Source organism: Myroides pelagicus, from assembly GCF_009711055.1.
Classification (GTDB): Bacteria; Bacteroidota; Bacteroidia; order Flavobacteriales; family Flavobacteriaceae; genus Flavobacterium; species Flavobacterium pelagicum.
On sequence record NZ_WMJY01000005.1, the window covers coordinates 93337 to 106035 of the forward strand.

Genomic DNA, 12699 nt, shown 5'->3' on the forward strand with positions numbered 1-12699 from the left:
ACGGCATTTTTATAAATTGCATTTATAAAACCCTTTTAATTCCTTTTCTACTTCTTAGGTTTAACACATTATTATCCAATATGCTAACTAAACTTTTCTGTAAACTAATCTTTTCTACTTTTTTAATCCTGAATATTTCCATACATGCTCAAGTATCAATCATGACTTGGAACTTACAAAACTTAGGAAAGAGTAAATCTACGGCAGAAATTGAGATCATAGCAAAAGTCATTAGTCAAACAGATGTTGTAGCTATCCAAGAAGTGGTAACCAACCCCTCAGGCATACAAACAATTGCAAAAATACAGCAGACACTAAACAATACTACTGGTGTAAAATGGGATTACACCGTGAGTGATCCAACCAATAGTTCTCCCTATCGCTCTGAAAGATATGCTTACATTTGGAAAACGAATAAAGTCAAATTGAAAAAGAAAGCCTTTCTAGACCCAACATTTCAACAGGAAATAGAAAGAGAGCCCTATATCGCCACATTTAGCTATAAAAACAACGTATTTACTTTGAGTAATTTTCACGCCCTTCCTAAAAAACATCAGCCTGAAAAAGAAATTAAATATTTTAAATTCCTACCAGACTTATACCCAGACATGAATTTAATCTTTTTGGGAGATTTCAACACCCCTCAATACAACAACGTATTTAATCCTTTGAAAAAACAAGGGTACACTCCTGCTTTTACTGATCAAAAAACAAGTCTAAAACAAAAGTGTATCAATGGTGACTGTCTTGCCTCTGAATATGACAACATTTTTATACCCCTCTATCTATTTGACATCATAGAAACGAAGGCTATATATTTTTTTGAAAACTTAGAGAATATACAAATGGCTCGAAAAATCTCTGACCACATTCCTTTGTTAGTTAAAATTCAATTTAAAGAACAATAATATCTCCTATCGCGATAACTCCCTCTAAATACTTACACCAATCTTTTTTGTTATTGGATATACTAAAAGACTACAGCTGTTACCAAGTTTCCACAATTGGTGCAGCATTCCTGCAGTTTACTAGCCCACAAGCACCTCTTAGCAAGCAAAGTGCTCGTATACTGCAAGTATAGGTCAAGAAAGCATGGAAAAAAGATATCCATGAAGAAAACACCCTTCACTAACAGGCCAATCGGTGATAAAGGACTACTAGAAAAACCCATCTATTAATAGTAAAGAAAGCATCAACCTTTCTTCTTCAAAATTGAAAATTCAAATCCTGTAAAACGCTAACCAAAGTACATTAATAATCTTTCAGAGACAATTATCTCTGTATAAACATTTTATAAAAAGTCTATACATATGATATTGACTCCTAAAATAGGATAAAAACAAAGAGGCCTATTTATAAAAAAAGTCACTAGCTTTTAATTAAAACTAGCGACTTTTTCTTTTAAAGTGACAAGAGTATCAGCCACTATTTCATCTTTACCTACTTAACGATTTCAATATGACTTTCCGAAACAGTTTTGATAGGTAAGTAATGCTTCTTACCATCAACTAGTAAACACAGGTAAATATTATCAATCGAGATTACATATCCTTCTAATCCATTAATCTTAACTAATTGACCTAGTTCTAAATTCTTTCTTGTATAAAATGAAAACAGTAAACGTGTAACTACATCTTTTGCACCTAATCCAATTGACAACGCTACTGTCAACAAAACAGCACCTACAATAATCGATATGTTATTCGTAATAATGGATGTATTAATACCAATTTGATTTAAAGTTGTTATAACAACGAAAACCAATAAAAAATAAAACACTATATTCCCTATCATGCGCGCTCCACTGAAGTCAACAGCTTTCAATACACCTACTACTGCCTTCTTTAACCACGTAGCTAAATAAAGACCTCCAACAAAAATTAATAAAGCTATAAACACCTGAGGGATGTATAACATTAAGTTCCCAATCTCTTTAGAAACAATGGTTAGTCCAAACATTTCAGCTCCTATCACAACCATTAAGAAGATTAAAAACACCTTCATAAAAAAGACTATGACAGCGTCTATTTTAATATTTACATTTGTACGAGCCAGAAACTCGTTTTCATCAATCAATTTTTGGATACTTTGTAAGCGAAAAAAATGGAAAATCTTTTTCAACAAATAAGCAAAAAATTTAACCAACACCCAGCATAGTAAAATATATCCTAAGATAAGTACAAACCCAAGTGCCCCTTTAACGAAAGAATCGACAACTGTATTCAGCATATCTGTAGGGTATTCAAAGTCAGTAAGTTTATTCATCTTTTTTCTCGTTGTTTTTTTCGTTTATAATTTTCTTAATAAGTTCTTCTTCTCTCTTTTTATTGTTATCTAAAGCTATACTACCCAATGCCTGTGGTACTTTGACAGCATATAACTCAGAAACATCTAAGGATAGTTTGATAAAATTCAAATTATCAATTACTCTATCCTTTATATAGACAGGTAACTTTTCGTCCTGAAGTATTTTTTTGAAAGGATTATCCATAATTACAGTGAGTTATATATTTCAACAATTTTCTTTTTCGCTCGGTGCAAACGCATTTTAATAGCACTTTCACCTAACTCTAACAGCTGAGAAATCTCTTTAATGGACTTATCATCTTGATACTTCATCAATAAAATAATTTTATCTTCTGCATCTATCTTAGCCAAAGCCTCTTGTAATTTCTCAACACTTAAAGAGAAAATTTCTTCATCAGTAATCTCCTCATCAACCATCAAATGCTGGTACTCATCATTTAGGTCTTCCTCGTTTCTTCTCTTCTTTAGTACCAATTTAGAGTAATTCACACAATGATTGTATGTAAAAGAATATAGCCAAGTGGAAAACTTAGACTCCCCTCTAAACTTCTTTAAATTCAAATACAACTTCACAAATACATCTTGCGTCAAATCTTCCGCTACATCACGAGATTCTGCAAAACCTAAACACTTTGAATAAACCTTCTGTGCATACCGGTCATAAAGAATTCCGAACAGACTAGTATTACCACTATGTACAATTATTTGAACTAAGTCCTCATCTGACATGGTGGTAAAGTTATTATTCTGTAGATTAACTTTCATATTCCCCCCTTAATTATACTACAAATATAAGACCATATACCTTTGTTTGTTTGTTTACTTTACTAAACTATAACTTTCCTAGCTGCATTAATTTAGTCACATATTTACCTATCACATCAAACTCTAGATTTACTTGTGTACCTACTTGGTAATATTGAAAGATAGTATGTGCTTTTGTATAAGGTATAATCGCTACTTTAAAAGTATTCACACCTGAATCAACCACAGTTAAACTAGTTCCATCTATGGTAACAGAGCCCTTTTCAATAGTTGTATGTAACGAATCTGCTTTATATTCAAAATGATAGTACGTACTTCCATCTACATCCTCTATCCCTACACACGTACCGATATGATCCACATGCCCTTGCACTATATGCCCATCTAAGCGTCCGTTAAACAACATGGCACGCTCTAGATTAATATGCATTCCCTCCGTCCAAGTACCTACTGTGGTAATATCAATTGTTTCTTTGACAGCTGTCACCACATATTGTTGACCTTCAATAGATACCACAGTCAAGCAGATACCATTGTGTAAAACACTTTGATCAACTTTTAATTCCTGTGTAAAATTACAATCAACCGTAATATGCAAATTTGAGCGATCACTATTTATTTTTTCTATTTTTCCGATGCTTTCAACAATACCTGTAAACATAACTCCATTTATTTTTATTAAATTTGCTTCAAAAGTAGCAATAATTAAGCGATACTATGACCCAAAAAAAGGAAAATATAAAAGTCGGAATTTCAATAGGCGATTTGAACGGTATTGGTGCCGAAGTAATCCTTAAGTCTTTTGAAGACAACAGAATGCTAGAAATCTGTACACCAATCATATTTGCTAATTCAAAGCCTTTATCATATGTAAAAAAGAGTATAAACAACTCAACAACCTTACAAGGAATTGACAGTTTAACTCAAGTTGTACCAAACAAATTAAATGTATATAATCTTTGGAAAGAGAACATCAACATTTCATTTGGTAAAAACGACCCACAAGTTGGTAAATATGCTATAAAATCATTTGTAGAAGCGACCCAAGCATTAAAGAATGGAGAAATTGATCTGCTAGTCACAGCTCCTATCAATAAATACAACAGTAACGATGAGGAGTTTACACACCCAGGACACACAGGTTATTTAGACAGCGAGCTAGAAGGAGAAGCCTTAATGCTATTAGTTACTGATGAATTAAAAGTAGGACTTTTAACGGATCACATTCCTCTTAAAGATGTTGCAGCTGCAATAACACCAGAGCTCATTGAGAAGAAAGTAAAGATTGTCAACCAATCGTTAATCAATGACTTCAATATCTTTAAACCAAAAATTGCTGTTTTGGGTCTAAATCCCCACGCTAGTGACAATGGATTAATTGGTACTGAAGAACAAGAAGTAATGACACCAACCATTAAAAAACTACATGAAGAAGGCATTTTAGTTTCTGGTCCATTCCCAGCCGACGGATTCTTTGGTTCGGAGACCTATAAAAAATTTGATGCAGTTTTAGCCTGCTATCACGACCAAGGCCTAACTGCGTTCAAAGCACTATCGTTTAGTAAAGGAGTAAATTTCACTGCAGGATTAGATAAAATCCGCACTTCTCCTGATCACGGAACTGCTTATGAAATAGCGGGTAAGGGAATTGCTGATGCTACATCATTTAGAGAAGCTATCTATTTAGCTATTGATATTTTCAACAATCGCAACTTTAATTTAGAAGCTTCCTCCAATCCATTGCAGCCTCAGGAAAAAGATTTTGCTACAAAAAAATTTGATAACTAGCTTGTAATTATAATATTTTTTTATCTTTGCACGCTCAAATCATGTATTTCATGAAAATTGAAAACAAATTTTTAATTCCTTTCACAGGATTAAAAAATGGAGAGCATAAATTTGAATTTCAAGTAGATAATAGTTTTTTCGAAAGCTATGATTACAGAGATTTCAACAGCATCAATGCTACCATAACCGTTCTTTTAAATAAAAAGACCACGCTTTTAGAGTTAAATCTTAAAAGTGAAGGAATAGCTAATGTACCTTGTGATGTTACAAATTTAGACTTCGATTTACCCATAACTAATACACTAGATTTAGTTGTGAAATTTGGAGAAGAATACAATGACGATCACGATGAACTACTAATAATCCCATTTACCGAGCACCAAATCAATATTGGTCAATACGTATATGAAATGTTAGTACTATCTATTCCACAAAAAAGAGTACACCCTGGTGTACTAGATGGTACATTAGAATCAGAAGCATTAGATATCTTAGGATATAGCAATGATGATGATTTAGATGAATTTTTAGAAGAATTAGATGATGAATTCGACGATCAAGAAGATCTTGACGAAGACAATAATGAAGAAATAGACCCTAGATGGGCAGAATTAAAAAAACTATTAACGGATAAATAATATAGTAAAATGGCACATCCTAAGAGAAAAACCTCGAAAACAAGAAGAGATAAAAGAAGAACTCACTACAAAGCAGTAGCTCCAACTATCGCTACTTGCCCAGTAACAGGAGAAGCTCACTTATTCCACAGAGCTTACTGGCACGAAGGGAAAATGTACTACAGAGGTCAAGTTGTTATCGACAAAACTACTGAAGTAGAGGCATAACCTTGAGAAAAGTATTAAAGAACTCTCACAATGTGTGAGAGTTTTTTTTTTGGTCAAAAAAGACGAAAAAACACACTTTATAAGCTGAAAATGACTTGAATTGGTTTTTTTTTTGTAATTTTCGCTTCTTTTTGGAATGTTTTTATAAAGTAAAGCAACACCATATGACAAAAATACACGCAGCCATTACTGCAGTTGGGTGCTTCTTACCAGAAGACAAGCTAACGAATGCGGACTTAGAAACAATGGTTGACACTAACGATGAGTGGATAACAACACGAACAGGTATTAAAGAACGTAGAATTCTTAAAGTACCTGGAGAAGGTTCTTCATACATGGCTATTAAAGCCGCGGAAAACCTTATGGAAAAAGCTAATCTAGATCCTAAAGATATAGACTTAGTAATACTTTCTTCTGCTACACCAGATATGCCTGTAGCAACCACAGGAGTATATGTTGCGACACAAATTGGAGCAACCAATGCTTTTGCTTTTGACCTACAAGCAGCATGTTCTAGCTTCCTTTACGGAATGTCAGTAGCGTCTGCATATATTGAGTCAGGTAGATATAAAAAAGTATTATTAATAGGCTCAGACAAAATGTCTTCAATTATTGACTATACAGATCGCGCCACTTGTATTATTTTTGGAGATGCTGCAGGTGCAGTATTATTCGAACCTAATACAGAAGGTTTAGGTTTTCAAGATGAATACCTAAGAAGTGATGGAATCGGAAGACAGTACTTGAAAATTGATGCAGGAGGTTCGATTATGCCTGCAAGCGCTGAAACAGTAGCCAATAAACAACACTATGTGTTTCAAGATGGTAAATCTGTATTCAAATATGCTGTATCAAACATGGCTGACGTAAGTGAAAAAATCATGAAGCGCAACAACCTAAGCCATGAAGACGTAACTTGGTTAGCTGCACACCAAGCAAATAAGCGAATTATTGACGCTACAGCGCATCGAATGGGCTTAGATGACAATAAAGTACTTATGAATATTGAAAAATACGGGAATACAACATCAGCCACTTTACCCCTATTACTTTGTGATTACGAAAACAAACTTAAAAAAGGAGACAATATAATTTTTGCTACTTTTGGAGGTGGTTTCACGTGGGGTTCAATTTACCTAAAGTGGGCTTATACAAAACAATAAAAAACAACTAACCAATTCATTGGGTATGGACATTAAAGAAATTCAAAATTTGATTAAGTTCGTAGCAAAATCAGGTGCTACAGAAGTAAAATTAGAAATGGATGATTTCAAAATCACCATTAAAACGACTGAAACTGGAAACACTGAAACTACTTACATTCAACAAGTACCAGTTGCTTCATCTTTACCTCAAACAGCTGCTCCAGCACAAGCAAACACAGTTGCTACTACTCCAGCTACAGAAGTTAAAGCTGCTGACGAAGATTCTAAATACATCACGGTAAAATCGCCTATCATTGGTACATTCTACAGAAAACCTGCACCAGATAAAGATCCATTTACTGAAGTTGGAAAAACAATCAAAACAGGAGATGTAGTTTGTGTGATTGAAGCGATGAAACTATTCAATGAAATAGAATCAGAAGTTTCAGGAAAAATCGTAAAAGTACTAGTTGACGATGCGTCACCAGTTGAATTTGATCAACCACTATTCTTAGTTGATCCATCTTAAGAAATTTTATACATACAATTCAATTTCACTGATCACCATTAAAGGTAAAAAAGTGAACAACAAAAGTTAAATCAAAATTTCAAGAGATGTTTAAAAAAATATTAATTGCAAATAGGGGTGAGATTGCTTTACGTGTAATAAGAACATGTAAAGAAATGGGAATTAAAACAGTAGCAGTTTACTCTACTGCAGATGCAGATAGCTTACACGTACGTTTCGCTGATGAAGCTGTATGTATTGGTCCTGCACCAAGTAACCAATCTTACTTAAAAATGGCAAATATCATTGCCGCTGCAGAGATTACGAATGCTGATGCTATCCATCCAGGTTATGGCTTTTTATCAGAAAATGCTAAATTCTCTAAAATCTGTCAAGAGCACGGTATCAAATTTATTGGTGCAGCTCCAGAGATGATCGAACAAATGGGAGATAAAGCAACTGCTAAAGAAACTATGAAAAAAGCAGGAGTACCAACAGTACCAGGATCTGACGGATTATTAACATCACTAGATCACGCCAAAAAGACAGCTAAAGAAATTGGTTACCCAGTTATGATGAAAGCTACAGCAGGTGGAGGTGGAAAAGGTATGCGTGAGCTTTTCAAAGAAGAAGATTTAGCTAAAGCTTGGGAAAGTGCAAGACAAGAAGCTGCTGCTGCTTTTGGAAATGACGGAATGTACATGGAAAAACTAATCTTAGATCCACGTCACATCGAGATTCAAGTAGTTGGAGATCAATATGGTAAAGCATGTCACTTATCAGAAAGAGATTGTTCTATTCAAAGACGCCACCAAAAGTTAACGGAAGAAACCCCTTCACCATTCATGACAGATGAATTAAGAGATCGAATGGGAGAAGCAGCAGTACGTGCAGCAGAATTCATCAAGTATGAAGGAGCTGGTACTATTGAGTTCTTAGTTGACAGAGATAGAAATTTCTACTTTATGGAAATGAATACTCGTATCCAAGTAGAGCACCCAATCACTGAACAAGTAATAGATTACGATTTAATTAGAGAGCAAATATTAGTTGCGGCAGGAACACCAATATCAGGTAAAAACTACACACCTAAATTACACTCTATCGAATGTAGAATTAACGCTGAAGATCCATACAACGACTTCAGACCATCACCTGGTAGAATTACAACATTGCATGCCCCAGGAGGTCACGGTGTTAGACTAGACACCCATGTATATTCAGGGTATACTATTCCACCAAACTACGATTCTATGATTGCCAAATTGATAACAACAGCTCAAACAAGAGAAGAAGCTATCAATAAAATGAAACGTGCATTAGACGAGTTTGTTATTGAAGGAATCAAAACAACTATTCCTTTCCACAGACAATTAATGGACGATCCAAACTATGTTGCAGGAAACTACACAACTGCCTTTATGGAAACATTCAAAATGAAACCATTAGAACAAGAATAAATGTAAAAAGCCATTCCTAGTGAATGGCTTTTTACATTTACGTTTCTATTGAAATATGCCAATAAAATTAAAACACACAGCACAATCAAGAGAACTATCAAATACTCTCTAAAGAAAGTTTCATTTGACTATTTTTTTTAAAAAAATAAAATATAAAATCGAAATTATTAAAACAAATCTTATATTTGATTATTATTAATTTATATTATTTACAAATGCAAACTGGCGTAATTAAGTTCTTCAACGAAGAGAAAGGTTTCGGATTTATCACTAACGACGAAACAAAACAAGACATTTTTGTTCACATCACAGGATTAAATAGCAAAAATATCGAACAAGGTAACAAAGTATCATACATTGAAGAAAAAGGTAAAAAAGGCCTTATCGCTACAGAAGTTACAATTATAGAAGGTTAAGAAAAACATTATATAATTAAATACTGCTTCAGAAAGCCGTCTTAAAATTTAAGACGGCTTTTTATATACCTTAACACTCTATTTTAAATTAATCTAAATATGTATTTCGCTAATCAGAAGAATAGAGACAACACCTACAAAGCCAAAGCTTTGTAGAAAGCATACGAGGCACTATATTTGTATATTGTATTAACATAAATACTATATTATATGCAAATAAGTCAACTTGATTTTATTCCTGTACTGATGCAGATAGCATTAGCAGCTGGCTTTGTATCTTTAACAATTTGGGTATCATCAAAATTAGGACCTAAAAAACACTCAAAAGTAAAAGATAGCAACTGGGAATGTGGATTGGAATCGCTAGGGAATGCACGTATTCCATTTAACGTAAAGTACTTCTTAGTCGCTATATTATTTGTACTGTTCGATGTTGAAGTAATTTTCCTATACCCATGGGCAGTTAATTTCCAAGAACTAGGATGGGAAGGATTAGGCAAAATGGGAGTATTTCTATTTATACTATTAATTGGTTTACTATACGAATTCAAGAAAAAAGGTCTTGAGTGGGATTAAAATCTACGAAACAAATGAGTGAAAAAAATTACAATATGGTTGATGCCCCAGAGGGTTATGTAGGAGAAGGATTCTTTGCTACAAAACTCAGCTCTGTGGTAGGATTAGCTAGAGCCAATTCAATGTGGCCATTACCATTTGCAACGTCTTGTTGTGGTATTGAGTTTATGGCAACAATGGCAGCTACTTATGATGTTGCACGTTTCGGTTCTGAACGTATGAGCTTCTCCCCTCGCCAAGCTGATATGCTGATGGTAATGGGAACTATCTCTAAGAAAATGGCGCCTATCCTAAGGCAAGTTTACGAACAAATGGCTGAACCAAAATGGGTTATTGCTGTTGGAGCATGTGCTTGCTCAGGAGGTATATTTGATACTTATTCCGTTCTACAAGGAATTGACAAAGTAATTCCTGTTGATGTTTATGTTCCTGGATGTCCTCCTAGACCTGAACAAATTTTAGACGGAGTTTTAAGATTACAGGAAATCGTAAAATCAGAAGCTGCAAATAGACGTGGTACACAAGAATACGATGACTTATTAAAATCATATAATATAAATAAATAGTATGGCACTAGATAATATCACTATTCAGAAGAGATTACAAGAATCATTTAATGACAGCGTAGTTAATTTTCACGAACAACACGGTATGCTAGTGCTTGAAGCTACTTCTGACAAAGTACACGACATCATCAAATTTTTAAAAGAAGACTCAGAATTGAACTTCAACTTTTTGACTGATGTTTGTGGAATCAACTATGCTGAAGAAGTAGAGTCAAGACAATTAGCTGTTGTATATCATATGCACAATTGGTTTGACAATGTAAGAATCCGAATTAAAACGTACTTAAATATAAAATCACCAACTGTTGACTCAGTAACAGATCTGTTTAAAAGTGCAAATTGGCAAGAACGAGAAACATACGATTTTTACGGGATTATCTTTAAAGGTCACCCACAACTAAAACGTATCTTAAACATGGACACTATGGAATCTTTTCCTCTTAGAAAAGATCACCCAATGGAAGATGGAGGGCGTACAGACAAAGATGATAGATTCTTTGGAAGAACTGTTCACAATTGTTAATTAAACTGGTAAAAGAAAGTATTATTATGTCAAACTTATTATTACCTCCAGAGGAGCGTTATGCTAAGCTTATTGAAGAGAAGTTCCAAGAAGATGGTACAGAACTACAGATTTTGAACTTAGGTCCAACGCATCCAGCAACTCACGGTATCTTCCAAAATATCATTTTATTAGATGGAGAAAAAGTTATTGATGGTGAAGGAACTGTTGGATATATTCACAGAGCATTTGAAAAGATTGCTGAAAACAGACCATTCTATCAAATCAATGTATTAACGGATCGTTTAAACTATTGTTCATCGCCTATCAATAATACAGCATGGTGGATGACTGTAGAAAAAGCTCTAGGTATTGAAATACCAAAACGCGTACAGTACATGCGAGTTATCATTATGGAACTAGCGCGTATTGCAGATCATATTATATGTAGCTCAGTAATGGGTGTAGATACAGGAGCACTTACCGGATTCCTATATGTATTCCAATACAGGGAAAAAATATACGAAATATTTGAAGAGATTAGCGGAGCTCGTCTAACTACAAATATGGGTAGAATCGGTGGATTTGAAAGAGATTGGAGTCCAAAAGTATGGCAACTTATTGAAGAATTCTTAGCTGAATTCCCTGCTATTTGGAGCGAATTTGAAGGACTACTTACCCGAAATAGAATATTCATGGATAGAACAATCAACGTTGGAGGAATCAGCGCTGAGGAAGCTATTAACTTTGGCTTTACAGGTCCAAACTTAAGAGCTGCTGGTGTCGATTATGACGTTCGAGTAGCTACTCCATATTGTTCATATGAAGATTTTGAATTTGAAATTCCAGTAGGAACAAATGGAGACTGTTATGATAGATTCTGTGTTCGTAATGCGGAGATTTGGGAAAGTATGAAGATAATCAGACAGGCTATTGATAAAATGCCTGAAGGTCCATACCACGCTGATGTTCCTGATTACTATCTACCACCGAAAGAAGATGTTTACACAAATATGGAAGCGCTAATCTATCACTTCAAAATAATCATGGGGGAAGTTCCTGTGCCTGTCACAGAACTATATCATCCAGTAGAAGCTGGAAACGGAGAACTCGGTTTCTACTTAATAACTGATGGAAGTAGAACACCCTATCGCTTACACTTCAGAAGACCTTGTTTTATCATATACCAAGCATATAATGATATTGTTAGAGGAGGAATGCTGTCAGACGCAATTATTACTTTATCAAGTTTGAATATTATCGCAGGAGAATTAGACGCTTAAAATTATGGAAGTTAAAAAATACAAACAAAACATAAATATCACACCAGAGTTGCAGTCACGCATTGATGAGTTGATTAGCCACTACCCTGCTGATAAAAGTAAATCAGCCTTATTACCAGTTCTACATGAAGTACAAGATGCTCATGACAATTGGTTAAGTGCTGAATTAATGGACAAAGTAGCAGAAATATTAAACATAACACCTATTGAAGTATATGAAGTAGTTACCTTCTACACAATGTACAACCAAAAACCAGTAGGTAAATATATGTTTGAATTCTGCTTAACTTCATGTTGTGGCATCAGAGGTGCTGATGACATGATGGAATACGCTTGCGAAAAACTAGGTATTGCTCCAGGTGAAACTACACCTGATGGAATGTTCTCAGTAGTAGGTGTTCAATGTTTAGGTGCTTGTGGATATGCTCCAATGATGCAATTAGGAGATTTCTACAAAGAACATCTGACAAGAGAAAAAATAGATCAAATCATCGAAGATTGTAAAGCTGGTAAAATAATTCTTCACGACAAATAGTAA

At 34.3% G+C, this 12699-nt stretch carries 17 protein-coding genes; 13 read left to right on the plus strand and 4 right to left on the minus strand.

The genetic code is table 11. The features are described from left to right. Positions 1–161 precede the first annotated feature (161 nt). Positions 162–908, plus strand: a complete 747-nt coding sequence (locus GJV77_RS03660) for an endonuclease/exonuclease/phosphatase family protein (protein ID WP_155034996.1) — start codon at positions 162–164, stop codon at positions 906–908. 532 nt (positions 909–1440) lie between these two features. Here GJV77_RS03660 and GJV77_RS03665 read toward each other — a convergent pair. The 4 genes from GJV77_RS03665 to GJV77_RS03680 all read right to left on the minus strand — a co-directional run bounded on the left by GJV77_RS03665 (position 1441) and on the right by GJV77_RS03680 (position 3733). Continuing rightward, the gene (locus tag GJV77_RS03665) at positions 1441–2265 is read right to left on the minus strand and encodes a mechanosensitive ion channel family protein (protein ID WP_155034997.1); all 825 of its coding nucleotides are present in this window, start codon (positions 2263–2265) and stop codon (positions 1441–1443) included. Next, positions 2258–2491 carry a hypothetical protein gene (locus tag GJV77_RS03670; protein WP_155034998.1) on the minus strand — a complete coding sequence of 78 codons (234 nt, stop codon included), beginning with the start codon at positions 2489–2491 and terminating at the stop codon, positions 2258–2260. The genes GJV77_RS03665 and GJV77_RS03670 overlap by 8 nt, the downstream gene beginning before the upstream one ends. A 2-nt stretch (positions 2492–2493) precedes the next feature. Continuing rightward, positions 2494–3072: an RNA polymerase sigma factor gene (locus GJV77_RS03675; protein WP_155034999.1), complete on the minus strand. Its 579-nt coding sequence runs from the start codon at positions 3070–3072 to the stop codon at positions 2494–2496. A gap of 67 nt (positions 3073–3139) precedes the next feature. Beyond that, a complete protein-coding gene (locus GJV77_RS03680) occupies positions 3140–3733 on the minus strand; it encodes a riboflavin synthase (RefSeq protein ID WP_155035000.1) in 594 nt (197 codons plus the stop codon). A 56-nt stretch (positions 3734–3789) separates the two neighbouring features. Between GJV77_RS03680 and pdxA the strand changes: the two genes are divergently transcribed. The 12 genes from pdxA to GJV77_RS03740 all read left to right on the plus strand — a co-directional run bounded on the left by pdxA (position 3790) and on the right by GJV77_RS03740 (position 12696). After that, complete coding sequence (pdxA, locus tag GJV77_RS03685; protein ID WP_155035001.1) at positions 3790–4860, plus strand: 4-hydroxythreonine-4-phosphate dehydrogenase PdxA; 1071 nt, start codon at positions 3790–3792, stop codon at positions 4858–4860. A 50-nt stretch (positions 4861–4910) separates the two neighbouring features. Next, positions 4911–5498 (plus strand): YceD family protein, encoded by a 588-nt coding sequence (locus tag GJV77_RS03690; RefSeq protein WP_155035002.1) that lies wholly within the window; start codon positions 4911–4913, stop codon positions 5496–5498. A 9-nt stretch (positions 5499–5507) separates the two neighbouring features. After that, positions 5508–5705, plus strand: coding sequence for a 50S ribosomal protein L32 (rpmF, locus tag GJV77_RS03695; protein ID WP_155035003.1), 198 nt, complete (start codon positions 5508–5510; stop codon positions 5703–5705). Positions 5706–5869: 164 nt separating this feature from the next. Continuing rightward, positions 5870–6868 (plus strand): beta-ketoacyl-ACP synthase III, encoded by a 999-nt coding sequence (locus GJV77_RS03700; protein ID WP_155035004.1) that lies wholly within the window; start codon positions 5870–5872, stop codon positions 6866–6868. 25 nt (positions 6869–6893) lie between these two features. Next, positions 6894–7379, plus strand: coding sequence for an acetyl-CoA carboxylase biotin carboxyl carrier protein (gene accB, locus GJV77_RS03705; RefSeq protein ID WP_155035005.1), 486 nt, complete (start codon positions 6894–6896; stop codon positions 7377–7379). A gap of 86 nt (positions 7380–7465) precedes the next feature. Continuing rightward, positions 7466–8818, plus strand: coding sequence for an acetyl-CoA carboxylase biotin carboxylase subunit (gene accC / locus GJV77_RS03710; RefSeq protein WP_155035006.1), 1353 nt, complete (start codon positions 7466–7468; stop codon positions 8816–8818). A 215-nt stretch (positions 8819–9033) separates the two neighbouring features. Beyond that, positions 9034–9234: a cold-shock protein gene (locus tag GJV77_RS03715; RefSeq protein ID WP_155035007.1), complete on the plus strand. Its 201-nt coding sequence runs from the start codon at positions 9034–9036 to the stop codon at positions 9232–9234. A gap of 210 nt (positions 9235–9444) precedes the next feature. Then, entirely contained in the window at positions 9445–9810 is a 366-nt protein-coding gene (locus GJV77_RS03720) for an NADH-quinone oxidoreductase subunit A (protein ID WP_155035008.1), read from the plus strand. A 14-nt stretch (positions 9811–9824) separates the two neighbouring features. Further along, positions 9825–10376, plus strand: a complete 552-nt coding sequence (locus tag GJV77_RS03725; protein WP_155035009.1) for an NADH-quinone oxidoreductase subunit B — start codon at positions 9825–9827, stop codon at positions 10374–10376. 1 nt (position 10377) lies between these two features. Then, entirely contained in the window at positions 10378–10899 is a 522-nt protein-coding gene (locus GJV77_RS03730; protein ID WP_155035010.1) for an NADH-quinone oxidoreductase subunit C, read from the plus strand. A 26-nt stretch (positions 10900–10925) separates the two neighbouring features. Continuing rightward, the gene (locus GJV77_RS03735; RefSeq protein ID WP_155035011.1) at positions 10926–12161 is read left to right on the plus strand and encodes an NADH-quinone oxidoreductase subunit D; all 1236 of its coding nucleotides are present in this window, start codon (positions 10926–10928) and stop codon (positions 12159–12161) included. Positions 12162–12165: 4 nt separating this feature from the next. Beyond that, positions 12166–12696 carry an NADH-quinone oxidoreductase subunit NuoE family protein gene (locus GJV77_RS03740; RefSeq protein ID WP_155035012.1) on the plus strand — a complete coding sequence of 177 codons (531 nt, stop codon included), beginning with the start codon at positions 12166–12168 and terminating at the stop codon, positions 12694–12696. Positions 12697–12699: the final 3 nt, after the last annotated feature.